The sequence below is a fragment of the Polaromonas sp. YR568 genome (assembly GCF_900116715.1).
Lineage (GTDB): Bacteria > Pseudomonadota > Gammaproteobacteria > Burkholderiales > Burkholderiaceae_C > Polaromonas.
This window is the reverse complement of the sequence record NZ_FPBM01000001.1, coordinates 368387-394360: the sequence shown is the minus strand read 5'-3', so window position 1 is coordinate 394360 and position 25974 is coordinate 368387. Positions and strand designations below refer to the sequence as shown.

Below are 25974 nucleotides of genomic sequence, written 5' to 3'. Positions count from 1 at the left end.
AAATTGAAATTTGAGAACGGTGTTACCGGCGCGTCCACATGTGGGGTAACAACCCGGTAACGCTGGTTAGGTCTTAAGACCATCTATTCAGGTTTTGCTGGCCTTCAAAACCGAAAAAATAATTAAAAAGGCCGTGAAGGGAGTCAGTATGTTTCGTGAGATATTTCACGCTTTTCGTCGCGGCGTGTCTTGCAGGGTTAATGCCCTCAACCGTCAGGTGACCCCCAGGTTGAGGGAGGGCGCCGCATGACGGTCAAAGCCAACTACTCCAATCTCCACCTCTTTGTTGCCCAGGGCAACGCCGATTTTTTCGACCGGGTCGCCCGCTGCCTTCGCCCCCTGGGCACCATCGTCAGCCGGGCAGACACCGGGGTGCTTCACGACATCGCTCCGGGTGACCAGTCCCTGGCATTGGTCAGCGTGAGCGTATTGGCCCTGGACCCCAGCTGGTATGCGCATCACGACATGCCCGTGATCTGGGTCGGCAATGAGCGGCGCGAAAAGGGCACGCTCGACCCCTTGGGCGGCACCGCCTTGCTGCCGCCGGACTTCACCGATGTCGAGTTGCGGACCATGGTCACCAGCGTGGTCGGTGAGTTGTCCCACCTGGGCCTGCCTGCGCTGGCCAATGGCGCAACGGTGGTGGCGCGCTCCATCTCCATGATTTCACTGCTCGATGAAGTCATGGCCTTTGCCGACAGCGACCAGAACGTGTTGATACGCGGCGAGACCGGTGTCGGCAAGGAACTCATTGCCGAGCTCTTGCACCGTGGCAACCAGCACTATTCCAAGGGCCAGTTTGTGCCGGTCAATTGCGGCGCCATTCCCGACGGGCTGTTTGAGTCACTCTTTTTCGGCCATGTGAAGGGCGCCTTCACCGGCGCCGTGCAAACGCACAAGGGCTATCTCGAGCAAGCCAACGACGGCACGCTCTTTCTGGACGAGATCGGTGACTTGCCGCTGTTCCAGCAGGTCAAGCTGCTGCGTGTGCTCGAGACAGGGGTCATGACCCGCGTGGGCTCTGAAACGCCCATCCAGCTCGACTTCAGGCTGGTGGCGGCCACCAACCGCAACCTGCGTGAGCTGGTGCAGGCCGACCGGTTCCGTTCGGATTTTTATTACCGGCTCGCAGTGATCGAGCTGGAGGTGCCCAACCTGGAACACCGCGGCGCCGCCGACAAGATCGCCATCTTCAAGATGGTGTTGACCCGCATGATGCTGCCCGGGCAAGAGGGCCGCGCCAACGAGATCCCCGGCTGGCTGGTCGACCGCGTTGCCACCTTGCAGTTCCCAGGCAACATACGGCAGCTGCGCAATTTGGCTGAGCGCATCGGCGTCATCGTGCGGCAAACCAATCAGTGGGATGAAAAGCTCATCAACCGCGCGCTTGAGATGGTGATGGACGCTGGCGCGGGTGTGCCGCCGGCCCTGGCGGCGCGGCGCAGCGCCGACGCTGTGGAGCGTGCCCGCATTCTTAGCGAGCTGGACCGCAATGAGTGGCATCGGCAGAAAACTGCGCAGGAGTTGGGTATCAGTCGTAAGTCGCTTTGGGAGAAGATGCGGAAGCTTGGGATCATGGGGTGAGTTTGGGCCGGGGCTTGCTCCGGCCTCTCGCGCTCTTTGCTGAGGGCTGCTGGCCGGGGGTTGCCCGGCGGCAACTCACTTTCTTTTGCTTCGCCAAAAGAAAGTAAGCAAAGAAAAGGCGACCCTGCTGTCTGCGTCCCTCCGCTTCGCTGCGGGCAGCCTGCGGTGCTCGGTCCAGCCGGGGTCAAAAACAACTCGCCTTCGGCTCAAACAAGTTTTTGCCCTTATCCGTCTGGACCTCCGCTCCTCGGCGCATACAGAAGGGGCAATCGGAGCGGGGACTAAATACCAAAGACAAATACCAACAAGGACTCGCCGTGGCGAGTCCTTGTTTCTTCTGGTATTCAGGTTTCTTTCTTCGGCTGTTTGGTATTCGGTATTGGTATTCCTGTTTCCCACCCCTTCTGGCTGCGCCGAGGAGCGCAGGTTCAGGCGGATCAGGGATCGCGATTGTCTGAGCGAAGCGAGTTCGAGCGAGACCCCGCCTGAACCGAGCACCGCAGGTTGCCCGCAGCGGAGCGGAGGGACGCAGACAGCAGGGTCGCCTTTCTTTTGCTTACTTTTCTTTGGCGAAGCAAAGAAAAGTGAGTCGCATGCCGGGCGACCCCGGCCAGCAGGACTCAGCAAGAAGCGCATTCATGAAATCAAAGACAACCTTCAACAAGCCCAGCCCAAACGGGGAGAAGGGGTAGTCAACCCCCGCTCAACCCGAAGCCTTCCGAATAGTCCCCTGCGCCGCAGCACACAAGCTGCGCTCCGTTCCACGCAAGACAAAAATATCACAACGACACACCGCCTGCGTTTTGCCGCTGCCCACCACCGTGGCCACGGCCAGCAGCCGCTCGGCGTCTTTGGCCGGCCGCAGGTAGTTGATTTTGAACTCGGCCGTGACCGAATCGCCCAACACCGAGCCACCTGCAAACGTAAGTGCGTTGTCGGCCAGGTAAGACAGCACACCGCCGTGCACAAAGCCATGCTGCTGCAAAAGGCCAGGCACCACCGGCACCGAGAGCTCAGCGAGGCCCGGCGTGAAGGCATCGAGCCTGGCGTTCAGCATCGTGCTGAAAGGCTGGCGGCTCAGCGCGTCGCGGCCAAAGGCAAACAGCTCGGTAGATGTCGATGTCGTGTCAGCGGGCATGTTGCCTCCGCGGAATCGGCGGCGCCAAACGTTTGCCGCCCGCTGCCAGCCAGTGCAGCAAACGCACCCGTGCCGGCCAGAGCACCGCCTTGGGCTCATTGCCCAGCGAGGCCTGCGCTTGCGACAATGCGTCTTCCACGCAAGCGTCGTGCAGGTGCCGTATCGCCAGCGGCCAGCTCAAGAGGGCAGGGCCGCGCGCCTGCATCTCGATGCGGTGCTCCAGCACGCAATGTGCGTGCGTGGCGTCCAGCACTTCAAAGCCGTGCCATCCGTCAAAGCCTGCAGGCGCGGTAAACCGGAAGCGAATCGATTGGCCCGGCGTGTAAGCCTCCACAACATAACGAATAGGCCCGTGCCCGCCGGCAGCGCCCACGCCCAGCGGCCGGTCAAATTTCATGCGCGGCCAGGCGCGCCCCGGCCACAGCGCATCGGCCGGTGAGGCCAGTGTGTCAATCAGCGCGCCCACCCGCTCGGGGCTGGCGTACAACAGGCGTTGGTGAACGTTGACGACTTTCATAAAAAGAACACTCCTTTGGTCCTTGGTTCTGTTGTCCTTGGTCTTTTTGAATCAGCTCAGGCGGCCACCGCCATCCAGGCGCCATGCTCCAGCGCTGCCCGCACCTTGGGGGCCACCGCGGGTTGCGGCTGGCTCACCCACCGCTGCGTGAGCGACAGCGCCGGCGAAAACACCAGCGCCATCCACACATGAAACGGCATGGCCCGCATCTCGCCCGCCTCCACGCGCTGCGCGATCCACACCTTGAGCGCGCCAAACGTGTCCGCATTGACGGCCTCACGCTCGGCTTCATCCGGGCCATCGGCGCCGTTCGATAGATCACCGCTGCGGCTCAGCGCGTGCAGCAGGCGGGCGCTCTGGGGGTTTTGCAGCACCCACTGGATGTAGGCGCGTATCAAACCCTTCACGCCTTTTTCCGCATGGGCCCCGGCCCGGCCCGTCACGGGCGGCAACAAGGCCGCATGAAAGTCCCGAAGGGTGTGGGCATACAGCGCGTCGGCCAGTTGCGCCTTGGTCGGGAAGTGGTGGTACAGGCTGCCGTTGCTCACGCCGGCCTCTTGGCGAACCATGTCCATCGAGGCAGCCGAGAAACCATGCGCCAGAAACACCGTGGCAGCGGCTTGCAGCAGGCGCTCCCGGGTGGTGGCCGGGCCCGGGGGTGTGGGGGAGGGGATGTCCATGACTAGAGTATTACTCTAGACTGTTACTCTGTCAAGAGGTCTTGAAACACCGGTTTGCCACCCCCGCCGCGGGCAGGCCCGCCGCAAATTGGCGACAATACAAAACAGAAAGCGAGAAACCCATGCCACTGCAATTTGCCGACCGCCTCAACAATGTCGAAACTTCCGCGATTCGCGAACTCTTCAAACTGCTGGGCAAGCCCGGCATCGTCAGCTTTGCCGGCGGCTTTCCAGACCCGGCCATGTTTGATGTCGAAGGCATCAAAGAGGCCAGCGGCAAGGCCCTGAGTGAAGAGCCCGGCGGCGCACTGCAATACGGCGCCACCGAAGGCTACGGCCCGCTGCGCGAGCAGCTCAGCGCCTTCATGGCCACCAAAGGCGCCAAAGACGTGGCCCCTGACCAGCTCATCGTCACCACCGGCAGCCAGCAGGCGCTGGACTTGCTCGGCAAGACCATGATCTCGCCCGGCGACAAAGTCATCGTCGAAGGCCCCACCTTCCTCGCCACCATCCAGTGCTTTCGCCTCTATGGCGCAGAACTCATCAGCGCTCCCATTGACGCCAACGGTGTCAAGACCGACGAGCTCGAAAAACTCATCGCCCAGCACAAGCCCAAGTTTGTCTATTTGATCCCCACCTTCGGCAACCCCAGCGGCGCACTGCTGAGCCTGGAGCGCCGCAAGCAGGTGCTAGCGATGGCCGTCAAACACAACACGCTGATCGTGGAAGACGACCCCTATGGCGACCTCTACTTCGGCGAAGCGCCATCGCCCTCACTGCTGGCCCTGAGCCCCACCGTGCCCGGCAGCCGCGAGCTGCTGGCCCATTGCGGCTCCCTCAGCAAGGTGCTGAGCCCCGGCCTGCGCGTGGGCTGGATGATCGCCCCCGCCGAGCTGCTGGCCAAGGCCACCATGTGCAAGCAGTTCAGCGACGCGCACACCAGCACCTTCGCCCAGGCCACCGCCGCCCAATACCTCAAAGCCGGCCGCATGCCCAACACACTGAAAAACGTGCGCAAGGTCTACGGCGAACGGGCTCTCGCCATGGGCGCAGCCCTCAAGCGCGAGCTGGGCGACGCGATTGCCTTTACGCAACCGCAAGGCGGCCTGTTCTTCTGGGCCAGCCTGACGGGAGCCAACGGCAAGAGCAAAGACGCCGGCGACTTTGCCAAAAAGGCGATCGAGCAACTCGTGGCCTTTGTGCCTGGTGCGCCGTTTTATGCGGCCAATCCTGACCTGGCGACTTTGCGCCTGAGCTTTGCCACGGCAGACGTGGCGAAGATTGAAGAAGGCGTGGCTCGCCTGGGCAAGGCGCTCTAAGGCGCGAGCGCTCTTTCTATTACTAGCAAGGCTCTGTCTCGACCAGCTTGCCCAGCAACGCCAGCGACTGCTGCCAGCCTACATAGCACTGGTCCGCAGGGATCATTGCGGGAATGCCCTCCTGTACCACGTGCATTTCCACACCGGCAGAGACTTGGGCCAGCGTGATGGTGGTGGTCATTTCGCCCGGCATGCCGGGGTCGTCGAAGCTGGCGGTGTAGCGAATGCGTTCGCCGGGTTTGAGTTCCAGATAGGTGCCGCCGAACGAGTGACTCTGGCCGTTGCTGTGGTTGGTGAATGACATCCTGTAGTTGCCACCGACCTTGGCGTCCATTTCATGCACGGTGCCGGTAAAGCCGTTGGGTGGCAGCCATTTGCTCCAGGCGGCGGCATTGAGAAAGGCGCGGTACACCCGGTCAGGGGTGGATTGCAGAACCCGGTGAAGCTTGACGGTATTGGTGGTCATGGTGTGTTTCCTTGGTTAATGGCAGAGGATGACCCTCTACCTGTACGACGAACCATCCCCAGCGGAATCGACATGACTTTTGAGAAATTTTTGATATTTTTCTATGCCGTGCGCTCGCACACCATCAGCAAGGCCGTCCCGTCCGGCGTTTGCACCTCACCCACCGCACGAAACCCCGCCTTTTCATAACAGCGGATCGCGCGCGCATTGCGCGGGTCGGGGTCGGTCTGGATGTGGGTGACTTGCGGGTCGGCAAGCAGCCTGGCGACAAAGGCTTTCACCATGGCCGTGCCCAGGCCCCGGCCTAGCTGGGCGCCATCGGCGATGGACTGGTCTATGCCGCGCACACCGGGGTCGGTGACTTCTTCCCACCAGCCGCCGCCCGAATCCATGGCTACGTAAGACTGGATGTAGCCGAAGGGCTTGCCGTCCAGCAGCGCAATGTGCGGCTGTACCTGGGTGGGGTCTTGAATCCAGGCGCCGTATTCGGCTTCCACCTCAGCCGCCGTCGGGGCCGGCCCCCACCATTGCGTCCAGTGGGGGCGCGCCAGCCATTCATGCAGCATGGGCAGGTCCGCCATCTGCAGCGGCCGAAAGCTGAAGCGTTCAGTCAGGGTGGTTTCTGTGGGCATGGGTGTCTCCGGAAGCAGGCAGTCCGCCATTTTGCAGGTGAAGGAGCGCCTTGCTCCATGATGCCAATCCACTCCAGCGGGTTTTATCTTGACTCCCTACAATCCAGAGAGCGCTGGCCTGTTGCCCGCGGCACCTTGATTCGGGCCTCTTCACTTTCATGACTTCTGCTGCCGCGCCTGGCGCCACCCACTCCAGCATCTCCCCGGCCACGCGCCGCTCCATCCTTCTTCTCTCCTTCGGCACCTTCTCCAGCATGTGCGCACAGCGCATCTGCGACGCCATGCTGCCCGAGCTCTCGCGTGTCTTCGCCGTCAGCATCGCGCAGGCGGCGCAAGTGGTGTCGGTGTTTGCCATCACCTACGGCGCATCGCAACTCTTTTACGGCCCGCTGGGCGACAGGCTGGGCAAGTTCCGCGTCGTCACCTTTGCCACCTTGGGCTGCAGCATAGGCAGCGTGCTCGCCGTGTTCGCCCAAAGCCTGGACGTGCTGATATTTGCCCGCCTGCTGATGGCGCTGGGCGCGGCGGCGCTGATTCCGCTGGCCATGGCCTGGGTGGGTGACTCCGTGCCCGCCGACCAGCTGCAGGAAATGCTCACCCGCACAGGCCTGGGCAGCACGCTGGGCATTGTGGGCGGGCAGCTGGTGGGCGGCTTGTTTACCGACTTGCTGGGCTGGCGCTGGGCCTTTGCCTTTATGACGGCGCTGTTTGCCATCGTCGGCACACTGTTGTGGCGAGACCTGCGCCGCCAGACAGCCGCGCAGCATTGCGAGATGAAAACCCTGGTGGCCGCACCCGCCCAACCCATCCAACGCGCCAACTTCATCAATCAGGCGCTGGAGATCATCACCGGCAAATGGTCGCGCGTGGTGCTGCTCATGGCGCTGGTCGAAGGGGCAGTAGGCTTTGGCGTGCTCGCCATCTGGGCCTCACACCTGCACCGCTCGCTGGGCTTGTCGCTCTCAGTCTCAGGCGCCATCGTCGCGCTCTTCGGCCTGGGCGGCATGGTCTACATGGCCGTCGGCCCCCACCTCATACGCCGCTTCGGCCAGCAAGGCCTGGTCATCATGGGCGGCGCCATCGTAGGCGCCAGCGCCCTGGTGCTGGCCTACACCCCCCACTGGGGCCCGGCCATCCCCGCCAGCTTGTTAGCGGGGTTTGGCTTCTTTGCCTTTCACAACACCATGCAGGCCAACGCAACGCAGATGACGCCGCACGCGCGCGGAACCGCGGTGTCGCTGTTCTCGTCGTTTCTGTTTCTGGGCCAGTCGCTGGGCGTGGTGCTGGCTGCCAGCCTGATTGACCGCATCGGGACCAGCGCGGTGGTGGCGCTTGGTGGGTTGGCGATTGCGGTGGAGGGGGTTTACTTTGCTTGGGCGTTGCGAAGGCGGGATATAAAAGCTAAGTTTCCGCAGTAATTTTCAGGAACTCATGATCAGTCCGATATTCGTCGAACGCAGGCCACCTTCTGGCTTGAAAACGAAAAGTTCGGTCTTCTTTTAAGCATTTTCGAATCTCTGCCAACATTTCATTTTTTCTACTTAAGACAGCATAGGCAGCTGCCAGTAAGCGACTGTTTGCAGCGTTCAGTTTCATAACAGCATGAAGCCGTTCGGTGTTTACTTTGTGACCAAGTTTCTTTTTTGAGAGTTCGTAGTTAACGGTATCTACGGATGCCTCTGGTGTGAAGTTGAACGTCTCCAATCTACTGCGAAGAGATTCTTCTACTTCTTTATATTGATGTTTGCAGAGCCTTAAATAGTATTCATGCTGAATGTAGTCCAACCCCATGTCGGCTTTTCTTTTTAAGACCTCACTCAATGCTAGCTCGAAATCTCCGCGCATTTCAAAAATATGGGCACGTAATTCTGAAAGAGTTGCTGGTGAAAGATGCTTGGTCCATTTGTCTAATAGAGCGACTGCCTCTGCATCTTTTCCTCCGTAAGCTAAAATTTTTACAATATTGTTTAAAACGCCAGAGTCAAATTCGTAGGCAAGTGATTTTTTTAGCAAATCAATGGCTTCTTCGTCTCTTTCAAACTTCTCTCTTAGCGTTCTCGCTATTTCAATTGTGTAGTCGCTGTCTTTTATTGTTTCCTCGGAGAGGATTGCTGCGTCTAACGCGCCTCTCAACTTGGAGTCGTCATTAGATTTTTTTATCAATTTAAGTGCTATGCGATCAAAGGCTAAGTCCATATCGGGCGAATATCGTTCTCGCGCATCACCTATGTCCTTTGATAGCTCATCGTATGCGCCTGTCCAGGCCCCTGATTCGAGCAGCGTCTGGCGCATATTTAGTACTCGATAGGAAAAGGGATTCTGTTTTTTCAGTTGATCAACTATTGCAACCATTCCGCGAGATTGGATGGTTTTGTCGAGTTCGCGTTCTCTTAATAAATTGAATTTTTCGAGCCAGCAGTTGTTTGTCCATGCGGGGTCTAGTTCTATTCCACGGTCCAACGCTACATGAGCTTGCTTCAAAAAATTAACGCGAGGCTCACCGTACTGATGATTGGCTTGATCAACGTAATACCGAGCACTCTCAAGCTGCGCCCCCACGGAGTAGGGGTCTATTCCGATCGCTAGCTCGATGGATTTTAGTTTGTCTGCTCTACGTGTTTGGAAGCTTGCTTTTAATAGGTAATGAGAGGCTTTTCTGGGCTGTATCGCTATCAATTCATCGATTGTTCGAAGCGCGTCGGAATTTTGTTTAAGTTCTTCATACTCGTCTGCAACTGCTCTTAGTATGCGACTTCTCAATTTCGTGCTTATCGATTGTCTTAAGTGCGATTTCCCCAGTTCAATCGCGCGTTCATGGCTACCACTCAATGCGAGGTTCTGAATTTCCGCCAGAAGAACCAGTTCGTCATCCTCTAAACCTTCATTTGAGAACTGACGCTTGGCGTCGTCGTTATCCGGACGAACTATTAAGTTAACTAGGTTCGTTCTTTTTGATTGACGCTCTAATTTTTCTCGTGCTTGCTTAAGAATGAGTGACGTTGTTGGAAAGGCGGTGGGGCTATTGAGTAACTTGGTAGTGGTATCAGATGGCCGATGAATAATCGATGTTGCACTGTCGGGCAAAATTTGTCCATCATTGAATATATTGAAGAGTTCAGCAAATAGCTCATCAAAGCCTGAGACTTCTACGAAATAAACGCGGTCGCGCCATATCAATTTTCGCAACTCTTCACTTACCTCGCTATTTGGCCGAAGACACCAATAAATTCCATTTTTTAGAAATTCTTCGTTTCTTAAAAGTGAAGCAAGTACGTCCATAACTGATCTATCCCCTCCCGAGTAGCCAACAACTATTAACCCATAGTCTTTGGCAAACTCCATGAATTTTGCTTTTATGTTTTGCTCGAGGTTCTCGGTTTCACGAACGGTCGACTTAAGGTCATCGAACAGGTAATCCCCATGAATTTTTATTACCTTCGGTCGTTTAGACGTCACCGTGATGCTATTTATTGATGAGTCATGAGCACAAACGATAGGGCGTTGTGACGAGTAGACGTAAAAGGCTTCGTTCAGGATGTCGTCAAAATTTGTAGTGAAAATTGTGTTGAAGTAATTCTGGCTAACCAAGGAGGTCAGATATGCATAGCCAATCGAAGGTGTCTTACCTGCTACTTCTGCTTCAACAAACATTCTGCGTTGGCGCTGAAGGTCGTATCGCTTCTCAAACAAGGAAGAGTATTCTCGGTCCGGAAAATACCAACTACCTTCATTAGCCTTTAGATAGGTCCGTTGTTCTTCTGGGGTTGCTGAGTTTGCTGGTTTATCTGAGCAACTTGAATAAAGTTCAGATCTCCAAAGAGTCGCCAGCTGATTAGCTGATCGAACTCCAGATGAAATAGAGCAACCAGCCCCGAATAGCAAGCTGTAGTTTGGGTTGTTATCTGTCCGGGTTGCAATAAAACGCGCTAAGTCTTTAACAGATCTCCGCTTGTGCGCCGCGTCCTTAACAAAACTTTCGTAGTTCATTTGCTGCCCCTCTTATTTTTGACCGCCTATGCGTTAGGTCGTCTCGTCTTATCTTGGTCAATGATGGTAGGCGTCATCCAGCGAAATGTCCTCCTCCGGTTGGGGGATGGTGGAAAACCCTATTCCCAGTCCGAGCCTTACCTTGTTGACCCAAAACAAGGCACCAAATTGAGATCCAAGCAAAGCACGGTCTCAAAGGTTGGGCTGCTGATATCGGATTGATTTGGTGGGACCGATAAGTGCGGCTGGACTGAGCGATTGATGTTTCTCAGTTTTTGGTGTGCTTCGTGCTGCAGGGCTACACGCGGATCACTATTGGTGGATTTCTCTTGCCGACTGGGTAGTTCCCGTCGCTGTGGAGCTTGCCACTTGCGAAGCGCAGTCAGGCCAATCAGCCCTGCAAATACCGCGGCAACAACCGTGCAGCCCGCTGCAAAAAGCCGAACTCTTCATCCGTCAGCGGCTGTTCACCAAAGTCAAAGTGGCACAGGGTGCCAAACATCTTGTCGGGGGCGGACATCAATGGCAGGCCGACGTAGCTTTCAAGGACGCTTTGATAGGGGTGACCGTTGAGCATGTCCATGCCGGTGGTTCGGCTGGTGCGGAAGAGGCCGTCGCGAAGTACGAACTGGCAGAAGCTGTCGCCCAGGGGGATTGCCTGAAGGCTGCTGTGGTCAAAGTCATCGTCGACTTTGTCGACGAGTTCGACGTTGTGCAGGACCATTTCTTCGAGGCGGTAGATCGCCGTGAAGCGGTGGTTGACCCGCTGGTTTAAAAACCGGAGACCGGCCTCGAGCCCGCCGCTGTTCAGGGATTGGGAGAGCTTGTCGTAGTCGTCCATGGAGTCGACTGTAACCGCAGGAGTATTGGTGTTTATTGGCTGGTACCCAGTTCTGTGAGCCGGCTTGAGGCAGCGTGGCCGGCATGGCCTTTGATGTGCTGCTCCACGTGGATGGCCCTGTCACCCACGGCCGCCACGGCCTCGCGCAACTGCTCCCAGGTGGCGTTGAGCTTTTGGGTCCACGCTTCGGTGGTGCTCTTGTCGTTGAGGTTGATGCGTTCGGGTTGTACGCCGGGTGGCGGGTGCGGCTGGTTCATGTGCTTCCTTGGATGGGGGCAAGAAACCACTTTAGGCCCCGGGTGCCTAAGCTCCTGTAGTCCATCGCGCCCTTGCGGGCAGGGCGCTCGCGCGCTTTACCTGCGGTTTGGCGCCTGAATCTGCGCGCTTACTTGCCGGCCTGCGCCACCAGCACCGGCTTTTCACGCCACACCTCGGGCAGCGCCGCTTTCAGGTTCTCGATCTTGGGCAAGTCAAAACGTGCGATGTAGGGCTGGTTGGGGTTCAGCGTCGCGTAGTCCTGGTGGTAGGCCTCGGCGGGGTAGAAGGCGGTCAGGGGTGTGACTTGCGTGACGATCTTGCGGGGGAAGGTTTTGGCGGCGTCCAGCTGGGCGATGTAGGCCTCGGTCACCTTCTTTTGCTCCGCGCCCTGGTAGAAAACGGCCGAGCGGTATTGCGGGCCGCTGTCGGGGCCCTGGCGGTTCAGGGTGGTGGGGTCGTGGGCGACGGAGAAGTAGATTTGCAGCAGCTTGCCGTAGCTGATCTGTTTGGGGTCATAGGTGATCTGCACGGATTCGGCGTGGCCGGTGCGGCCTGTGCCTATCTGCCTGTAGGTGGCGGTGGATGCTTCGCCGCCTGAGTAGCCTGACACGGCGTTAAGCACGCCCTGCGTGTGCTGGAAGACGGCTTGCACGCCCCAGAAGCAGCCGCCGGCAAACACTGCCGTAGCGGTGCCGGCTTGGGCGGCGGCGGGGGTGTCGATGGCGGGTGGCGGCAGCTTAACGGCTTTTTCCTGTGCGGCGCTGATGCCGAGACCGCCGCCGATGAAAGTCCAGGCGGCGAAGGCGATGGCGCCGAGGGCGAAGAGGTATTTGTTCATGATTGGGTGGCTTTGAGGTTGAAAGCGGGTGGTGATGGTGATGAGTCGGCTTTGGGGCGTGTTTCTTACGGGTTCTTCTTGCGAGTTATACGCCCGCCGGTTTTGGATGAAGGGTAAAAGGCGGTTTCCAATTTCGACCAGGGCGGCGCGGTTCGGTTCCCAAGCCGCCGGCGGGGCCTCAGCCGAATGTCAGCCAGCGCTTTGGCGAATCCGGGCTGAACCGGCCGTGGAAGCGCGTCAAACCGGCCCAAACAGGTACAAACCAGGTAAAAAGCCGTAAAAGTCGCCCAAGGCCGCTGCTATCAAAACCGAAGCTGTCTACGCTCATTCAGCGCGGCTTTGGAGCTTATTTGATGCTTAAAACCCGTTGATAAGCCTGCATAGTCGTTTTCCCGGCGATTTTTCGCTCCAGCCAGGCTGTTTCCGCCGCGCCGCCGTCCTACAGTCTGGTTTACAGCCTCCCTTTAGACTTGCGGGCAATGATGAACAAGCTGATGACCTTTCTGGCTCCTTTCTGGACGCGCTTCCGTGAATTCGCGGTGACCGTCCCCGGCCGCCTGCGCCACCCGACCAAGCGGGGCGTTTTGCTGGGCCTGGCTGCAATCCCTGCGCTGCTGGTGCTGTATGTCTTGCTGCTGATTCCTTTCACGCCCAGCATTTCAGACCTGCAAAAAGCCAAGACGGCCAAGCCTTCGGTGGTGATGTCGGTGGATGGCGAGGAGCTGGCGTCTTTCAAGCGGGCCAACCGCGAGTGGGTCAAGCTCGAAGACATTTCGCCCAATGTGGTGGCCGCGTTGATCGCGACGGAAGACCACCGCTTTTACGACCACCACGGCATGGACATCAAGCGCACGGTGTCGTCGGTGTTTCACACGCTCACGGGCCGCAAGCAGGGCGGCTCCACCATCACGCAGCAGCTGGCGCGCAACCTTTACCCTGAAGACATAGGCCGCGCAGCCACGCTGACGCGCAAACTCAAAGAGGCCATCACCGCCTTCAAGATCGAGGCGGTTTATACCAAGGACGAGATCCTGGAGAGCTACCTCAACACCGTGCCGTTTTTGTACAACGCCTACGGCATCGAGATGGCGGCGCGCACCTATTTCGACAAATCAGCCGAGGAACTGGACGTGCTGCAAAGCGCCACGCTGGTGGGCATGCTCAAGGGCGCGAGTTACTACAACCCGGTCACCAGCCCCGACCGTGCGCTGCAGCGCCGCAACATCGTGCTGGCGCAAATGGTCAAGCACCAGAAGCTGCCCGAAGACAAATTTGCCGCGCTGAAAAAGCAGCCGCTCAAGATCGACTTTGAGCGGCAAGAGTTTGAGCTGGGCGCGGCCCCGCACTTGGCACAGCAGCTGCGCCGCTGGCTGATCGAATGGGCCGACCGCAACGACTACAACATCTATGCTGACGGGCTGGTGGTGCACACCACGGTGGACTCGCGCCTGCAGGCCATGGCCAATGCGGCCGTTACGCGCCAGGGCGACAGGCTGCAAAAGATCGCCACATCGGCCTGGGGTGGGCGCAATGTGTGGCAAGCCAAGGCTGGCTCCAACAAAGAGCTGGTGCAGGCCTGGGTGCGCGACACGGCTGAATACAAAGCAGCACGCACGGCAGGTAAAACCGATGAAGATGTGCTCAAGGCCTTGCAGGCCGACACCGGCTTTATGGACAAGCTGCGCGACGAGAAGACCCGCATACAAGCCGGCTTCCTCGCACTCAACCCTTCCAACGGCCATGTGATGGCCTGGGTGGGCAGCCGGCATTTTGCGGACGACCAGTTTGACCATGTGGCATCGGCACGCCGCCAGCCGGGCTCGACCTTCAAGCCCTTTGTGTATGGCGCGGCGTTTGAGGCCGGGGCCAAGCCGTATGAAGGTTTTATGGATGGGCCGGTGGAGATTCCTCTGGGCAACGGCGCCTTCTGGCGGCCCACTGACGGCAGCGGCCCCAGCAACGAGATGATGACGCTGCGCCAGGGCCTGATGTTTTCAAAGAACACCATCACCGCGCAGCTGATGCATGTGGTGGGGCCGGCCAATGTGGCCAAGCTGGCCAAGGCCATGGGCGTGCGGCAGAGCAAGCTCGAAGAAGTGCCTTCGCTCGCGCTGGGCACCAGCCCGGTCACGCTGAAAGAAATGGTCTCGGCCTACAGCACCATCGCCAATGACGGCCGCTACATCGAGCCCATCCTCATCACGCGGGTGGAAGACCGCAACGGCAAGGTGCTGGAAGAGTTCCAGCCCAAGCTGGCCGAAACCGCCATGTCCGCGCCGGCGGCCGAGACCCTGCTGGACGTGATGCGCGGCGTGATCGACCAGGGCACGGGCGCCGGCATCCGCAGCCGCTACGGCATACGCGCCGACGTGGCGGGCAAGACCGGCACGACTCAAGACAACACTGACGGCTGGTTTATCCTGATGCACCCGCAACTGGTGGCGGGCGCATGGGCCGGCTTTAACGACAACCGGGTCACCATGGGCAATGGCTGGGGGCCGGGTGCGCAAAGTGCGCTGCCCATGGTGGGCGAGTTTTTTCAGCAGGCGATCAAGGCCAAGGTGATTGATGCGCAGGTGCGTTTCCCGGTGCCTGAGGGCTCGAGCGTGATCGATCCTTCCATCGCGCAAGGCACGCCAGTGGAGGCACAGCCGCCCGCCGAGCCGCCGACGGAGAACCCGGCCGCCGTGGCGAACTCGGGTGCGATTGGGCCTGTATGGGGCGCCGCGGCGCCCGCAGAGCCGGCCCGTGTGTGGCAGCCTGCGCCGGTGATCAAGTATGTGACGATCAATGTGCCTGGGGCGGCGCCTGTCAACCCGGCCGCGATTCCGTCTGGTAATTCGCCTGCTGCCGATAGTGCGCAGCCCATGCAGGTGGTGCCGGGCGCTGTAGCAGGCGCAGGGCAAGGCCAGCCGGGTGTTGTGCTCCCGCCGGTGGAGACGCGGCGGCCGCAACGGATTGATGTGCTGGAGCCGCCTGCGCCTGACAGCGTGCCGGTGGTGCCGGGAGTGGTGGTGGGTGCGCCTATCGCGCCGCGTTAGTTCTTACTCCCTCTCCCGCTGGGAGAGGGCAGGGGTGAGGGCTAGCGGCCTGAGCACAACTCGGTGGATATTCAGAGGCCGGTTGGCCCTCACCCCAACCCTCTCCCAGCGGGAGAGGGAGTAAGAGTTAGTGCGACTTTTTGCTGACCGTATTGACATAACTCGCATTCCCCAGCCCGGTACCCACCGTCAGAACCGCCCAGCGCTTCACGCCCTGCATAAAGGGCAACTCCGACAAGCCTTGCACCACTGCGTCGTTGTGCAGCCGCACCTGCGTGGCCTGGCCGTTGATGTCGGGCAGGCGTTCGCACAGGTCGTGCGCCAGGTTAAAGCGTGGCGTCTCCCAGTTGCCGGGCAGGTTTTGTGCGCCGGCCGAGATGGATCCGTCTTCATTGATCATGCCGGGGCAGGCCACGCCCACAAAGGGCGCGAGCGACATACCTTTTCTTTTCGCCTGCCGGATCAATTTTTTGAGCATATCGGCAATGCCTTGCACCAGGTCTTCGCGGCGTGTGGCATCGCTGTCGCCGGCGTGGCCCCATTTCTGAAGGCCCATCACCCGCACATCCGTCAGGTCGGCCGCCTTGTGCAGGCGCGGCCGCACGATGCCGCAGCGCACATTGGTGCCGCCTATGTCGACCGCCATAAAGCTGTCGTACTGCGCCAGCAGCTCGGGCGGGGCCAGGTGCACCCAGCCGATCAGGCCGCCTTCGTCGGGGTGGTGGCGCAGCGTCATCAGGTGCACGCGGCTGCTCTCCTGATAAAGCAGCTCGGCCGCGCGGTCTATGGCCAGCTCGCCCACCAGGCTTTGCTGAAAGCCGCCGCCCACCACAATGCGCCGCACGCCTTGCCATGAGGGGTGTGCCAGAAAGCGCCGCACCACGCGCGCCAGCTGCCAGGCGTAGTCTTCCGACGCCGCCGAGATAATCGCCGCCGCCTTGCCGTTGCGGCGCAGCAATTCATCCAGCCGCCGTTTGCTGATGGCGGGTGTGGGTTTGCTGCCCAGCGGGTCCAGGCCGCTGATGCGGTGGTAAAGCGTGCGCCAGGCGTCGAGCATCTCGCCGTAGGCCACGCGGCTCACGCTGTCGCCCACAAAACCGTCACCGTCGTGCAGTTGCAGGCTGTAGCCGTTGATCATGACGGCCGGACGCTTCAGCCCGCCGTGGGTGAGGTCGTCGGGTAGCGGAGGGGATGTTTGAATTCGGGTTTTTTGGGGCATGCACCATCGTCGGCCGGGGCTGCCGGCGGCGGTATCGGCCAAGCGCCCGACAGCGCGTCAGGAAAGCAAAAAACGGCCGCGATGGGCGGCCGTTTTGTGGGAGCGCCAGGATGGTTCAGGGCGCTTTGTCAGTCGAGTCAGGCGATCAAGGCTTGAGCGGATCGCGTTTCAGATCCTTCTTCACTTCCTTGGCGGTGTCCTTGACGTCTTCTTTCACGTCGCCGTAGGCTTTCTGAACCTTGCCTTCCATTTCGCGGGCATGGCCCTTGGCTTCCTGCTCAGTGCTGCCAACCATGCGGCCGGTGTGCTCCTGCACTTCACCGGCGACTTCCTTGATCTTGCCTTTGACTTGGTCCTTGTTCATGGGATGTACCTTTCAGGATGGTTATGGAAAATTCCATGCCTTCAAGTTAACGCCCCACCATGGGGCCCGCCGCAGGGATGCAGCGCTGCTTGATGTCGGCTGGCGCCTACAAGCCTGTGCTGGCGCGGCTTTCCGCATGACGGGGATAATTTTCCTTAGCAGAATCAACAACATCCCGGTAGACTGATACACGTGTGACGCCGTGTAAGACGCGTAAAAGCGTCGTCAAGGATGCGCAATGCCCAGGTGGGCAGGCAGCGCGAGGGAGGCCGTCACACCACACCATAAAGAGCAGCCATGAAAAAGCGGATCATCGTTGGGAGTTTGCTGGCGGGCCTGGGCGGCATGGCGCCGCTGCATGCACAAACCACCTGGTTCAATGTGCTGGGCGACCCGCACGACGCGAACGTCAACACGATTGAAGTCGACCCCGTTCCGGTGGCGGTGAACGGCGAGCTGAAGACCATGAAAATCCGTGTCAGCCGCTCGGAGCAACGCAAGAGCTGGGACGGCGTGCCTTACCGCTCCTACACCTCGACCGTGGTGTTTGACTGCGCGCACAAAAGCGCCCGCTACGTGTCGCTGGACTTCTACATGGAGCCGGCGTGGAAGGGCGCTTCGCACAAGACGTCGACCTTTACCCCTGAGGTGAAGCGGCCCATGGAGTTTCGCGACGTGACGCCCAACCCGACGCAGCGGCTGGTGCGCGCGGCCTGCCGGACCACCGTCGCGAAGAAGTAAGCGCGGCCGGGGCGCCGCCGCGGCACCCTTGTGCGGGCGCGGCGCCGGCGCTACGATGGTTTGTCGCCATGCCGCATGGGGCGTGCCCGGCGACTTGACTGGCTAACCCTGCAGAAAGGCTCCCATGCCGCAACTCATTGCATCGGTCGAAGGCGTTGAGATCAAACATGTGTACCTCAAGAACGACCGGACCACGCTGGGCCGCCGGCCCTACAACGACATCATCTTCGACAACCTGATCGTCAGCGGCGAGCACTGCGCGTTTTTGCTCAAGGGCATTGCAGACGTCTACCTGGAAGACCTGGGCAGCACCAACGGCACCTACCTCAACGGCCACATGGTCAAGTCGCGCGAGCTGCTGCACGACAACGACATCATCAACATCGGCAACTTCCGCATCGTCTACCTGGCCAGGTCCGAACACGACGAAGAGGCCGAAGACCACCAGGAAACCACCGCCATGTCGCTGGACGCGATTGGCCTGCCCGGCACCAGCGGCGCCATGCAGGCCAGCCTGAAGGTGCTGTCGGGCTCGTCGGCCGGGCTGGAGGTGCCGGTGGTCAAAGCCGTCACCACCTTCGGCCAGCCGGGCGTTGCGGTGGTGTCGATCTCGCACCGGCGCGATGGCTACTACGTCGCCCATATGGACGGCTCGACGCCGTCGACCTGCAACGGCAAACCGATTGGCCCCAAAGCCATACCGCTGGCGCACCATGACGTGCTGAACCTGGCGGGGACGGAGATGGAGTTTTTGCTGAAGAGCGGTTGATCAGGCAAGCCGGTAGTTCGCCGGCCGTTGGGCCCTTACACCAACTACCCCAACTCTCTTTCTCTCTCTCAGGGGGAGAGGGGGAAATTCAGATGATTGAGCTGCTGGTGCTCGTGTTTGGGTAACCCATATGCCGACGCGGCGGCCCTTCGCCGGCGATGCGCAGGGCAAAGGCCTTGGCCAGCGCCTGCAGCTTGAGGGTCGACTTGATGTGCAGCGGCGTCATGCCGGTTTTGGTCAAATCCGAGGCGTTGCTGGACACGCGCGAGAGTTGCGGCTGCTCCAGCTTTACCGGTGCGGGGCGCGGGGCCGGTTTGGCCACGCCGGGCTTGACGGCCTCGGTGTTGGCCGGGCCGATGAACTTTTCACGCAGCAGCGCGGCGCTGGGCCTGCGCTGGCTTTCGATGATCCAGTAGGGAATGCCGGCGCGCGCAAGCAGCTCGCGTTTGAAGGCGTGTTTGCGGTCCGTCACCTCGCCGCGCCCCAGCACGTCGATGCAGCCCAGCACGGTGCCGGAGCGGTCGGCCACGGCGCAGGAAAAGCTCACGGTGCTGAGCAGCGCCTGCCAGTGGGCGTCGCCGCCGCGCTGGTTGGGCTCAATAAAACCGGTAAAGGGCACAGTGACAAGCACGTGGTGCTCGGGAAAGACCTCCTCAAGCCAGCGCCAGACGGCCAGTTCGTCCCGGCTGGTGATCGGCTTGCGGCGCAGGGCATGGTTGCGCGCCACTTTTTTGCGGTTGGACACCACATGGGAGAGCCAGCGCTCATAGCCCAGTGCACCCAGGGCAACACTGCCCACAAAGATAAAAAAGCCGATCAAAAAGCTGGTGCCGGTCATTGTTCTTGTCCTCTGGTCGCCCGCGCGGCCTATGTTGCCGCGATGGTTGTTGTGTCTACGGTCCGGGCGATTGCTATCCCTGTATCCCTGCCGTGTTTATAAGGTACTTTTGGGTTTTTTGTGAACTAAGTCACAAATTTTTGCGAACGATCGTTCTAAAAATCCGGGTACGGTGCCGGATTGTTACCTCCCGGGCTTGCAGTTTCCTTGCTGGCGCTGAGCCCGGCGAGCACCGTGGCGACAGCGATCACAATCCTTATTAATGAAAAACTCCCTATCCGCAGGCGGCCTGGTCTATTCAACGGACACCGGGCGCATGTGCCCCGGCTGCCGCCAGCCGGTAGTGGCCTGCACCTGCAAACAGGCGCAGGCCGTACCCAGCCCCGGCGGCCCTGTGCGCGTCAGCCGTGAAAGCAAAGGCCGGGGCGGCAAAACCGTCACCGTCATCAAAGGCCTGCCGCTGGACGTTGTGGCGCTGGCGCAGCTGGGCAAGCAGGTCAAGGCCGCCTGCGGCTCAGGCGGCACGGTGAAAGACGGCGTGATTGAAGTGCAGGGCGACCACTGCGAGCTGGTGCTGCAGATGCTGAACAAGCTGGGCCATGCCGCCAAGCGGGCGGGAGGCTAAGGTAAACCTGAGTCTGCCATGAACCCTGAAGACCTTCTTTTATTGGTGACCCGCGAAATGCCCTACGGCAAACACAAGGGCACCTTGATCGCCGACCTGCCCGGCAACTACCTCAACTGGTTTGCCCGCGAAGGCTTTCCCAAAGGCGAGATCGGCCGCCTGCTGGCGCTGATGCAGGAGATCGATCACAACGGCCTGAAGCCGCTGCTGGACCCGCTGCGGCGCGGCGCCCCTGGCCGGTCTTAGCTCTGGGTTTTTCAGCGAGGTCTGGCCGGATTTGACCGGGTGGGGCCTTGGTGCCGTGCTACGCTACTCGCAGAAAAAAACCGGAGGGAATTTCCCGGAATTTCCCGTCTCCCGCGCTACACCTGCCACTACAACATCTCCAGCAGCTGCTCCCATGACCCAAGAAGCCGACCCCACGGATTCCAGCCTCAGCGAAGACGAACTCAGGCACCTCGCCGACCTGGTCAAAACCCAGGCGAAATCCGCGATCGGCAAACTCCCGTTGCTGGGCCCGGTGGCCTGGCTGATGATGCGGCACCCCAACACACGGCATATCTCGCTCAGCGACCTGGAGTGGCGCGTGATGCCGGCGCTGGTGCTGGAGCAGGCCAAACTTTTTATGCGTGAAGGCATGCCGCTGGCGTTTGTGTCGTGGGCGCGGCTTTCTGAAGATGCCGCGCTGCGCTTTCGCACCGGGCCGCACCGGTTGGCGCAGGCCGACTGGCAGTCGGGCGATCAGGTCTGGCTGGCAGATGTGTTCACGCCCTTTGGCGGCGCGGCCGAGTTGATCAAGGACCTGCGCGAGAACGTGTTCTCGGGCGAAGCGGTGCACCAGCTGGGCCCGGTGATGGGCGACGGCCTGGCGCAGGTGGTGCGCTGGGAGGCGCTGGCGGCAGAGCCTGCCCCCGAACCTGCTTCCGAACCTGAACCGGCCGCGTCTGAGCCCGCGGTTTAGATCGCCGCTGCCACCCGCGTGCCCTGGTTGATCGCGCGCTTGGCATCCAGCTCGCTGGCTTCGTCGGCGCCGCCTATCAAATGCGTCTTCACGCCGGCCGTGCGCAGCGGCTCCAGCAGCTCACGCAAAGGCTCTTGCCCGGCGCACAGCACGATGTTGTCGACCGCCAGCACGGTGCCGTCCAGGCGTTTTTCGCCGAAGGTGATGAAGAGGCCCAGGCCTGAACCTTCTTCACCAATGCGTTCGTAGTTCACGCCCGAAATCATCTCGACGTTTTTCATCTTCAGCGCGGCGCGGTGTATCCAGCCGGTGGTTTTGCCCAGGCCCGCGCCCAGCTTGCCGGGCTTGCGCTGCAGCAGCGTGACCTGGCGCTCCGGCGGCGAGACTTGCGGACGCACCACGCCGCCGCGCACCTCGGCCGGGTCGGCCACACCCCATTCAGCCAGCCAGGCGGGCAAGTCCAGCGCGGTGGAATGCCCGGCCGGCGTGACCAGAAACTCCGCCACGTCAAAACCAATGCCGCCCGCACCTATCAGCGCCACGCGCTTGCCGACCGGCTGGCGGCCCAGCAGCACGTCGATGTAGCTCAGCACCTTGGGGTGCTCTTGCCCGGGAATGCGCGGGTTGCGCGGCGTGACGCCGGTGGCCAGCAGCACGTCGTCAAACTTTTGCGCAATCAGGTCTGCCGCGCTGACGCGGGTGTTCAGGTGCAGGCGCACGCCGGTGGCTGTGATGCGGTTGCCGAAGTAGCGCAGGGTTTCTTCAAACTCTTCTTTGCCGGGCACGCGCTTGGCCAGGTTGAACTGGCCGCCTATCTTGTCGGCTGCGTCATACAGGTCCACGCTGTGGCCGCGCTCGGCCAGTGTGGTGGCAGCGGCCAGGCCGGCGGGGCCTGCGCCAATCACAGCCACGCGTTTTTTGGCCGGCGTCATTTTGATGATGAGCTCGGTCTCGTGCCCTGCGCGCGGGTTGACCAGGCAGCTCGCCAGCTGGGCTTTGAAGGCATGGTCCAGGCAGGCCTGGTTGCAGGCGATGCAGGTGTTGATGTCCTGGCTGCGGCCTTGGGCGGCCTTGTTGACGAATTCCGGGTCGGCCAGGAAAGGACGGGCCATGCTGACCATGTCGGCCGCGCCGTCGGCCAGCACCTGCTCGGCCACCTCGGGCATGTTCAGGCGGTTGCTGGTGACAACCGGGATGGTGAGGCCGGCGGCGCGCAAGTCGGTGCGCAGCTTTTTGGTGACCCAGGTGAAAGCGCCGCGCGGCACCGAGGTGGCGATCGTCGGCACGCGGGCCTCGTGCCAGCCGATGCCGCTGTTGATCAGTGTGGCGCCGGCGGCTTCAACCGCCTTGGCCAGCAGCACGACTTCTTCCCAGCTGCTGCCGCCGGGAATGAGGTCGATCATCGAGAGCCGGTAGATGATGATGAAGTCGCGCCCGACGGCCTCGCGCGTGCGGCGCACGATCTCAACCGCCAGGCGCATGCGGTTGGCGTAGCTGCCGCCCCAGTCGTCGGTGCGCTGGTTGGTGTGGGTGACGAGGAACTGGTTGATGAAGTAGCCTTCGCTGCCCATGATCTCGACGCCGTCGTAGCCGGCATCGCGTGCCAGCATGGCGCAGCGGATAAAGGCGCGGATTTGCCGCTCTATGCCGCCCACGCTGAGCTCGCGCGGGGTGAAGGGCGAAATCGGGCTCTGGATGCGCGAAGGCGCCACGCACAGCGGGTGGTAGCCGTAGCGGCCGGTGTGCAGGATTTGCAGCGCGATCTTGCCGCCCTCGGCATGCACCGCGTCGGTCACTTGTTTGTGGCGGCGCGCTGCGCCCGAGCTGGCCAGCATGCCGGCAAAGGGTTTGGTCCAACCGGCGATGTTGGGCGCAAAGCCGCCGGTCACCATCAGGCCCACGCCGCCGCGCGCGCGCTCGGCAAAGTAGGCAGCCATGGCGGGGAAGTGTTTGCGGCCGTCTTCCAGGCCGGTATGCATGCTGCCCATGAGCACGCGGTTTTTCAGCGTGGTGAAGCCCAGGTCAAGCGGGGCGAGCAGGTGGGGATATGGGGATGAGGAAGGGGAAGATGGGGTCGCGGCCAAAAGCAGGTCTCCTGTCAAAACTGCCTGCATCGTAGACGCAAGCCAGGGCCGTAGAAAGCCCGGCGGGTACTCTAGGGGACAGGCTCTACCAGGACTCGGTGCTTACCCTGAAGCCTCGCGGCCTTGTCCGACACGTCGCGTGCGGAGGGGCTGCTACCTTGGAGCCATGCCTAAACACACCACCAGCCCCACACGCGCCAAGACCGGCGAAGGCGCGATCGTGCCGCATCCGCCCCACAGTGAGCCGGATGACGAAGCCGACGGCAACGACGCCAGCACCCTGATTGAAAGGCCCATGAAGCCCGTGAAAGCCGGCGAAGGTGGCAAGCTCAGGCAGCACAGCTTTCCCGACGGTGGCGGCAGTGGCGGGGCTGAGGCTTTCCGGCGTGGCCCGGGCCGGGGGAAGCCCTCACCGGGTGTTTGACCGGCGCCTGACGGTTAGCGGCTCTTTTTGATCGCCAGCGCCGCGCTGGTGACCAGCTCGGGGCCTTTGTAGATCAGCCCGGTGTAGATCTGCACCACGTCGGCGCCGGCCTGGATCTTGGAGACAGCGTCGGCGCCGCTCAAAATGCCGCCCACGCCGATGATCGGGAAACCCTTGCCCAGCGCGGCGCGCAGCTGGCCGATCACGCGGTTGCTGGCCTCCAGCACGGGCGCGCCGCTCAGGCCGCCGGCTTCTTCGGCGTGGCGCATGCCTTTGACGGCGTCCCGGCTGAGCGTGGTGTTGGTGGCGACCACGCCGTCCATGGCGTGGCGCTTGAGTGTGGCGGCGATCACATCGACCTGGGCTTCGTCGAGATCGGGCGCGATTTTCACAAAAATCGGTACGCGCTTGCCGTGCTGCGTGGCCAGGGTTTCGCGGCGTTCGGCGATGCGGCCGAGCAGGGCGTCCAGCGCTTCGTCGCTTTGCAGCGCGCGCAGGTTTTTGGTGTTGGGGCTGGAGATGTTGACGGTGACATAGTCGGCATGCGGGTACACGCCGTCCAGGCAGATCAGGTAGTCGTCGACCGCGTTTTCAATCGGCGTGGCGGCGTTTTTGCCGATATTGAGGCCCAGCAGCAGCTTGCCTTTGCCTTGGGCGGCCTGCTTGCGTACGCTGGACTTCTGCACATTGGCCAAAAAGGCGTCCAGTCCATCGTTGTTAAAGCCCAGGCGGTTGATCAGTGCGTTGGCCTCAGGCAGGCGGAACATGCGCGGCTTGGGGTTGCCGGGCTGGCCCTTGGGCGTGACGGTGCCCACTTCGACAAAGCCAAAGCCCATGGCGGCCAGGCCGTCGATGCAGCGGGCGTTTTTGTCCAGGCCCGCAGCCAGGCCGACGCGGTTGGGAAAGGTCAGGCCGGCCAGCTCGACGGGGTCGCTCACGCGGCTGGACAAATAGGCCAGCGACAGCGGCGTGCCCTGGGTGCGCGCCAGCGAGGTCATGGTCAGCTCGTGGGCGGTCTCGGGGTCAAGCCCGAATAAAAACGGGCGGGCCAGGGCGTAAGGGAGCAGGGACATTGGATAATTCGGGGCAAGTGACAAGAGTTCTGATTGTCGCAAAACCCTCACTCACCCCTTCCATCACTTCCCGCAACACCTCCCTCAACACTCCCATGACCCAAGACGAACTCAAAACCCTGGTCGGCCAGGCAGCCCTGCAATATGTGGAGGCCGGCAGCATTGTCGGCGTCGGCACCGGCTCGACCGTCAACAAATTCATCGACGCACTGGCCACCATCAAGGACAAAATCGCCGGCGCGGTGTCCAGCTCGGTCGCCTCGACCGAACGCCTGCAGGCGCTGGGCATCAAGGTGTTCGACGCCACCGAGGTGGAGGAGCTCGCCGTCTACATCGACGGCGCCGACGAAATCGACAACGCGGGTTACATGGTCAAGGGCGGCGGCGCGGCGCTCACGCGCGAAAAAATCGTCGCGGCCCAGTCACGCAAGTTTGTCTGCATCGCCGACGAGTCCAAGCTGGTGCCGGTGCTGGGCAACTTCCCGCTGCCGGTCGAGGTGATTCCGATGGCGGCCCAGCGCATTACGCGGCAGTTTGCGGCGCTGGGCGGCAAAGCCGTGCTGCGCCTGAAAGACGGCAAACCGCTGGTGACCGACAACGGCCAGCACATCCTGGACGTGACGGGCCTGAAAATCGCCGACCCGCTGGCCTTTGAGTCGCAGGTGAACCAGTGGCCGGGCGTGGTGACTGTGGGGGTGTTTGCCTTCCAGAAAGCCCATGTGTGCCTGCTGGGCGCGCCGGGCGGCGTCAAGACGCTGGTGTTTTAAGGCCGTTCTTTTGGCTGTTCCGATTTTTTCGGGGCCGCCAATGCAAAACGCCGGGTTTAAGCCCGGCGTTTTTGTTTTGCATGTCCGCCGTATCTGCGGTATCGGCGATTTTCTGAACGGCTTAGAACTTGATGCCGGACGGGTTGTCCACCGGTGCGACGGGCGGAGGCGGCGCGGCTGCCGCCGGGCGTGCCGCACCGCCGCCGGCTGCTGCGGGTGGCGGCGTGTTGACTGTCACCAGCGGCGAGGCGGCAGGGGGACGGTAGCTGGCAGGCAGGACTGATGTCGCGGGATAACCGGCGGCATTGAGAAACTGCGTCCATTCCAGTTCCGAGAAGCCCTTCATTTGCTGGCTGCCAATCGTGCCAAAGGGCAGCGAGGAGCCGCCGCTCAAACGCTGGAGCGACTGGATGTCTTCATTGGTGGTGACGGTTTTTTCGGTGAACGGAACGCCGCGGCTTGTCAGCAGGTTGCGCGCGGCGGCGCAGGGTGAGCAGTTTTCGCCTGTGTAGAGCGTTACCGGGTATTTGGTGGCGACCTGCCTGAGTTCGAAAGGAAGCCCGGTGGATGCCGCTGCGGCTCCAGCGGCGCCGGTGTTGGCCGGGCCGACTTTGGCATTGGCGGTCGCTGGCGGCGGCTGGTCGGAGAAGGTCACCTTGCCGTCAGGCCCGACGATGCGGTACACCTGCTGGGCTTGCGACAGGGGTGAATACAGGCTGGCGGCGAGAAAGGTCAGCGAGGTCAGGGCCAACAGGGCTTTGGGCGCCACAGATGTCACGGCATTGGATGTCATGGTGTTCCAGTCGGT

General features: G+C 61.2%; 26 protein-coding genes. 11 read left to right on the top strand and 15 right to left on the bottom strand.

Going from position 1 to position 25974, the window contains the following annotated elements; genetic code table 11:
* Positions 1–246: 246 nt before the first annotated feature.
* Positions 247–1584 (top strand): sigma 54-interacting transcriptional regulator, encoded by a 1338-nt coding sequence (locus BM408_RS01855; RefSeq protein ID WP_092126329.1) that lies wholly within the window; start codon positions 247–249, stop codon positions 1582–1584.
* A 703-nt stretch (positions 1585–2287) separates the two neighbouring features.
* Here BM408_RS01855 and BM408_RS01845 read toward each other — a convergent pair.
* The 3 genes from BM408_RS01845 to BM408_RS01835 are packed head-to-tail and all read right to left on the bottom strand — an operon-like array spanning position 2288 to position 3919.
* On the bottom strand, positions 2288–2722 hold the full coding sequence (locus BM408_RS01845) for a PaaI family thioesterase (RefSeq protein ID WP_092126327.1): 435 nt from the start codon (positions 2720–2722) through the stop codon (positions 2288–2290).
* Positions 2712–3239, bottom strand: a complete 528-nt coding sequence (locus tag BM408_RS01840) for a hypothetical protein (RefSeq protein ID WP_092126325.1) — start codon at positions 3237–3239, stop codon at positions 2712–2714. Before BM408_RS01840 ends, BM408_RS01845 begins: the two co-directional genes overlap by 11 nt.
* A gap of 56 nt (positions 3240–3295) precedes the next feature.
* On the bottom strand, positions 3296–3919 hold the full coding sequence (locus BM408_RS01835; RefSeq protein WP_092126323.1) for a TetR/AcrR family transcriptional regulator: 624 nt from the start codon (positions 3917–3919) through the stop codon (positions 3296–3298).
* A gap of 128 nt (positions 3920–4047) precedes the next feature.
* On the opposite strand from BM408_RS01835, the gene BM408_RS01830 reads away from it, so the two are divergent.
* A complete protein-coding gene (locus BM408_RS01830; protein ID WP_092127253.1) occupies positions 4048–5238 on the top strand; it encodes an aminotransferase-like domain-containing protein in 1191 nt (396 codons plus the stop codon).
* Between the two features lie 22 nt (positions 5239–5260).
* On the opposite strand, the gene BM408_RS01825 is transcribed toward BM408_RS01830, so the two are convergent.
* Positions 5261–5704, bottom strand: a complete 444-nt coding sequence (locus BM408_RS01825; RefSeq protein WP_092126321.1) for an SRPBCC family protein — start codon at positions 5702–5704, stop codon at positions 5261–5263.
* Positions 5705–5805: 101 nt separating this feature from the next.
* Positions 5806–6336: a GNAT family N-acetyltransferase gene (locus BM408_RS01820; RefSeq protein WP_092126319.1), complete on the bottom strand. Its 531-nt coding sequence runs from the start codon at positions 6334–6336 to the stop codon at positions 5806–5808.
* Positions 6337–6494: 158 nt separating this feature from the next.
* On the opposite strand from BM408_RS01820, the gene BM408_RS01815 reads away from it, so the two are divergent.
* Positions 6495–7754, top strand: a complete 1260-nt coding sequence (locus tag BM408_RS01815; RefSeq protein ID WP_092126317.1) for an MFS transporter — start codon at positions 6495–6497, stop codon at positions 7752–7754.
* Here BM408_RS01815 and BM408_RS01810 read toward each other — a convergent pair.
* The 4 genes from BM408_RS01810 to msrA all read right to left on the bottom strand — a co-directional run bounded on the left by BM408_RS01810 (position 7738) and on the right by msrA (position 12260).
* Positions 7738–10323 carry an SIR2 family protein gene (locus BM408_RS01810; RefSeq protein ID WP_092126315.1) on the bottom strand — a complete coding sequence of 862 codons (2586 nt, stop codon included), beginning with the start codon at positions 10321–10323 and terminating at the stop codon, positions 7738–7740. The genes BM408_RS01815 and BM408_RS01810 overlap by 17 nt on opposite strands.
* 391 nt (positions 10324–10714) lie before the next feature.
* Positions 10715–11164 carry a hypothetical protein gene (locus BM408_RS01805; protein ID WP_092126313.1) on the bottom strand — a complete coding sequence of 150 codons (450 nt, stop codon included), beginning with the start codon at positions 11162–11164 and terminating at the stop codon, positions 10715–10717.
* 32 nt (positions 11165–11196) lie between these two features.
* Positions 11197–11421, bottom strand: coding sequence for a DUF3606 domain-containing protein (locus tag BM408_RS01800; RefSeq protein WP_092126311.1), 225 nt, complete (start codon positions 11419–11421; stop codon positions 11197–11199).
* A gap of 128 nt (positions 11422–11549) precedes the next feature.
* Complete coding sequence (gene msrA / locus BM408_RS01795; protein ID WP_092126309.1) at positions 11550–12260, bottom strand: peptide-methionine (S)-S-oxide reductase MsrA; 711 nt, start codon at positions 12258–12260, stop codon at positions 11550–11552.
* A gap of 494 nt (positions 12261–12754) precedes the next feature.
* On the opposite strand from msrA, the gene BM408_RS01790 reads away from it, so the two are divergent.
* Positions 12755–15301: a penicillin-binding protein 1A gene (locus tag BM408_RS01790; protein WP_254774671.1), complete on the top strand. Its 2547-nt coding sequence runs from the start codon at positions 12755–12757 to the stop codon at positions 15299–15301.
* Positions 15302–15428: 127 nt separating this feature from the next.
* Here the strand turns inward: BM408_RS01790 and BM408_RS01785 are convergent, their stop codons facing one another.
* Together BM408_RS01785 and BM408_RS01780 are read right to left on the bottom strand one after the other, a co-directional pair.
* Entirely contained in the window at positions 15429–16520 is a 1092-nt protein-coding gene (locus BM408_RS01785) for an ROK family protein (protein WP_092126305.1), read from the bottom strand.
* A 145-nt stretch (positions 16521–16665) separates the two neighbouring features.
* On the bottom strand, positions 16666–16884 hold the full coding sequence (locus BM408_RS01780) for a CsbD family protein (RefSeq protein WP_092126303.1): 219 nt from the start codon (positions 16882–16884) through the stop codon (positions 16666–16668).
* A gap of 297 nt (positions 16885–17181) precedes the next feature.
* Between BM408_RS01780 and BM408_RS01775 the strand changes: the two genes are divergently transcribed.
* Both BM408_RS01775 and BM408_RS01770 read left to right on the top strand, forming a co-directional pair.
* Entirely contained in the window at positions 17182–17625 is a 444-nt protein-coding gene (locus BM408_RS01775) for a surface-adhesin E family protein (protein WP_092126301.1), read from the top strand.
* A gap of 124 nt (positions 17626–17749) precedes the next feature.
* The gene (locus BM408_RS01770) at positions 17750–18394 is read left to right on the top strand and encodes an FHA domain-containing protein (protein ID WP_092126299.1); all 645 of its coding nucleotides are present in this window, start codon (positions 17750–17752) and stop codon (positions 18392–18394) included.
* 88 nt (positions 18395–18482) lie between these two features.
* On the opposite strand, the gene BM408_RS01765 is transcribed toward BM408_RS01770, so the two are convergent.
* On the bottom strand, positions 18483–19232 hold the full coding sequence (locus tag BM408_RS01765) for a PDDEXK family nuclease (protein ID WP_092126297.1): 750 nt from the start codon (positions 19230–19232) through the stop codon (positions 18483–18485).
* A 262-nt stretch (positions 19233–19494) separates the two neighbouring features.
* Here BM408_RS01765 and BM408_RS01760 point away from each other — a divergent pair, with 262 nt between their 5' ends.
* The 3 genes from BM408_RS01760 to BM408_RS01750 all read left to right on the top strand — a co-directional run bounded on the left by BM408_RS01760 (position 19495) and on the right by BM408_RS01750 (position 20818).
* Positions 19495–19857 carry a translation initiation factor Sui1 gene (locus BM408_RS01760; protein WP_092126295.1) on the top strand — a complete coding sequence of 121 codons (363 nt, stop codon included), beginning with the start codon at positions 19495–19497 and terminating at the stop codon, positions 19855–19857.
* Positions 19858–19875: 18 nt separating this feature from the next.
* The gene (locus BM408_RS01755; protein WP_092126293.1) at positions 19876–20103 is read left to right on the top strand and encodes a DUF3820 family protein; all 228 of its coding nucleotides are present in this window, start codon (positions 19876–19878) and stop codon (positions 20101–20103) included.
* Positions 20104–20257: 154 nt separating this feature from the next.
* Entirely contained in the window at positions 20258–20818 is a 561-nt protein-coding gene (locus tag BM408_RS01750; protein WP_092126291.1) for a toxin-activating lysine-acyltransferase, read from the top strand.
* Here BM408_RS01750 and BM408_RS01745 read toward each other — a convergent pair.
* Positions 20815–22932, bottom strand: a complete 2118-nt coding sequence (locus BM408_RS01745; protein WP_092126289.1) for an NADPH-dependent 2,4-dienoyl-CoA reductase — start codon at positions 22930–22932, stop codon at positions 20815–20817. The two genes, BM408_RS01750 and BM408_RS01745, sit on opposite strands and share 4 nt — an antisense overlap.
* Before the next feature lie 136 nt (positions 22933–23068).
* Between BM408_RS01745 and BM408_RS01740 the strand changes: the two genes are divergently transcribed.
* On the top strand, positions 23069–23326 hold the full coding sequence (locus BM408_RS01740) for a hypothetical protein (RefSeq protein WP_092126287.1): 258 nt from the start codon (positions 23069–23071) through the stop codon (positions 23324–23326).
* A 14-nt stretch (positions 23327–23340) separates the two neighbouring features.
* On the opposite strand, the gene BM408_RS01735 is transcribed toward BM408_RS01740, so the two are convergent.
* Positions 23341–24399, bottom strand: a complete 1059-nt coding sequence (locus BM408_RS01735; protein WP_092126285.1) for a quinone-dependent dihydroorotate dehydrogenase — start codon at positions 24397–24399, stop codon at positions 23341–23343.
* 95 nt (positions 24400–24494) lie between these two features.
* Here BM408_RS01735 and rpiA point away from each other — a divergent pair, with 95 nt between their 5' ends.
* A complete protein-coding gene (rpiA, locus tag BM408_RS01730; RefSeq protein WP_092126283.1) occupies positions 24495–25166 on the top strand; it encodes a ribose-5-phosphate isomerase RpiA in 672 nt (223 codons plus the stop codon).
* A gap of 121 nt (positions 25167–25287) precedes the next feature.
* On the opposite strand, the gene BM408_RS01725 is transcribed toward rpiA, so the two are convergent.
* A complete protein-coding gene (locus BM408_RS01725; RefSeq protein WP_092126281.1) occupies positions 25288–25959 on the bottom strand; it encodes a glutaredoxin family protein in 672 nt (223 codons plus the stop codon).
* Between the last annotated feature and the right edge of the window lie 15 nt (positions 25960–25974).

What these genes read in the sequence shown, in the direction of transcription:
- BM408_RS01855 (WP_092126329.1), top strand. Translation starts at nt 247, where the DNA reads ATGACGGTCAAAGCCAACTACTCCAATCTCCACCTCTTTGTTGCCCAG.
- BM408_RS01845 (WP_092126327.1), bottom strand. Translation starts at nt 2,722, where the DNA reads ATGCCCGCTGACACGACATCGACATCTACCGAGCTGTTTGCCTTTGGC.
- BM408_RS01840 (WP_092126325.1), bottom strand. Translation starts at nt 3,239, where the DNA reads ATGAAAGTCGTCAACGTTCACCAACGCCTGTTGTACGCCAGCCCCGAG.
- BM408_RS01835 (WP_092126323.1), bottom strand. Translation starts at nt 3,919, where the DNA reads ATGGACATCCCCTCCCCCACACCCCCGGGCCCGGCCACCACCCGGGAG.
- BM408_RS01825 (WP_092126321.1), bottom strand. Translation starts at nt 5,704, where the DNA reads ATGACCACCAATACCGTCAAGCTTCACCGGGTTCTGCAATCCACCCCT.
- BM408_RS01820 (WP_092126319.1), bottom strand. Translation starts at nt 6,336, where the DNA reads ATGCCCACAGAAACCACCCTGACTGAACGCTTCAGCTTTCGGCCGCTG.
- BM408_RS01815 (WP_092126317.1), top strand. Translation starts at nt 6,495, where the DNA reads ATGACTTCTGCTGCCGCGCCTGGCGCCACCCACTCCAGCATCTCCCCG.
- BM408_RS01810 (WP_092126315.1), bottom strand. Translation starts at nt 10,323, where the DNA reads ATGAACTACGAAAGTTTTGTTAAGGACGCGGCGCACAAGCGGAGATCT.
- BM408_RS01805 (WP_092126313.1), bottom strand. Translation starts at nt 11,164, where the DNA reads ATGGACGACTACGACAAGCTCTCCCAATCCCTGAACAGCGGCGGGCTC.
- BM408_RS01800 (WP_092126311.1), bottom strand. Translation starts at nt 11,421, where the DNA reads ATGAACCAGCCGCACCCGCCACCCGGCGTACAACCCGAACGCATCAAC.
- msrA (WP_092126309.1), bottom strand. Translation starts at nt 12,260, where the DNA reads ATGAACAAATACCTCTTCGCCCTCGGCGCCATCGCCTTCGCCGCCTGG.
- BM408_RS01790 (WP_254774671.1), top strand. Translation starts at nt 12,755, where the DNA reads ATGACCTTTCTGGCTCCTTTCTGGACGCGCTTCCGTGAATTCGCGGTG.
- BM408_RS01785 (WP_092126305.1), bottom strand. Translation starts at nt 16,520, where the DNA reads ATGCCCCAAAAAACCCGAATTCAAACATCCCCTCCGCTACCCGACGAC.
- BM408_RS01780 (WP_092126303.1), bottom strand. Translation starts at nt 16,884, where the DNA reads ATGAACAAGGACCAAGTCAAAGGCAAGATCAAGGAAGTCGCCGGTGAA.
- BM408_RS01775 (WP_092126301.1), top strand. Translation starts at nt 17,182, where the DNA reads ATGAAAAAGCGGATCATCGTTGGGAGTTTGCTGGCGGGCCTGGGCGGC.
- BM408_RS01770 (WP_092126299.1), top strand. Translation starts at nt 17,750, where the DNA reads ATGCCGCAACTCATTGCATCGGTCGAAGGCGTTGAGATCAAACATGTG.
- BM408_RS01765 (WP_092126297.1), bottom strand. Translation starts at nt 19,232, where the DNA reads ATGACCGGCACCAGCTTTTTGATCGGCTTTTTTATCTTTGTGGGCAGT.
- BM408_RS01760 (WP_092126295.1), top strand. Translation starts at nt 19,495, where the DNA reads ATGAAAAACTCCCTATCCGCAGGCGGCCTGGTCTATTCAACGGACACC.
- BM408_RS01755 (WP_092126293.1), top strand. Translation starts at nt 19,876, where the DNA reads ATGAACCCTGAAGACCTTCTTTTATTGGTGACCCGCGAAATGCCCTAC.
- BM408_RS01750 (WP_092126291.1), top strand. Translation starts at nt 20,258, where the DNA reads ATGACCCAAGAAGCCGACCCCACGGATTCCAGCCTCAGCGAAGACGAA.
- BM408_RS01745 (WP_092126289.1), bottom strand. Translation starts at nt 22,932, where the DNA reads ATGCAGGCAGTTTTGACAGGAGACCTGCTTTTGGCCGCGACCCCATCT.
- BM408_RS01740 (WP_092126287.1), top strand. Translation starts at nt 23,069, where the DNA reads ATGCCTAAACACACCACCAGCCCCACACGCGCCAAGACCGGCGAAGGC.
- BM408_RS01735 (WP_092126285.1), bottom strand. Translation starts at nt 24,399, where the DNA reads ATGTCCCTGCTCCCTTACGCCCTGGCCCGCCCGTTTTTATTCGGGCTT.
- rpiA (WP_092126283.1), top strand. Translation starts at nt 24,495, where the DNA reads ATGACCCAAGACGAACTCAAAACCCTGGTCGGCCAGGCAGCCCTGCAA.
- BM408_RS01725 (WP_092126281.1), bottom strand. Translation starts at nt 25,959, where the DNA reads ATGACATCCAATGCCGTGACATCTGTGGCGCCCAAAGCCCTGTTGGCC.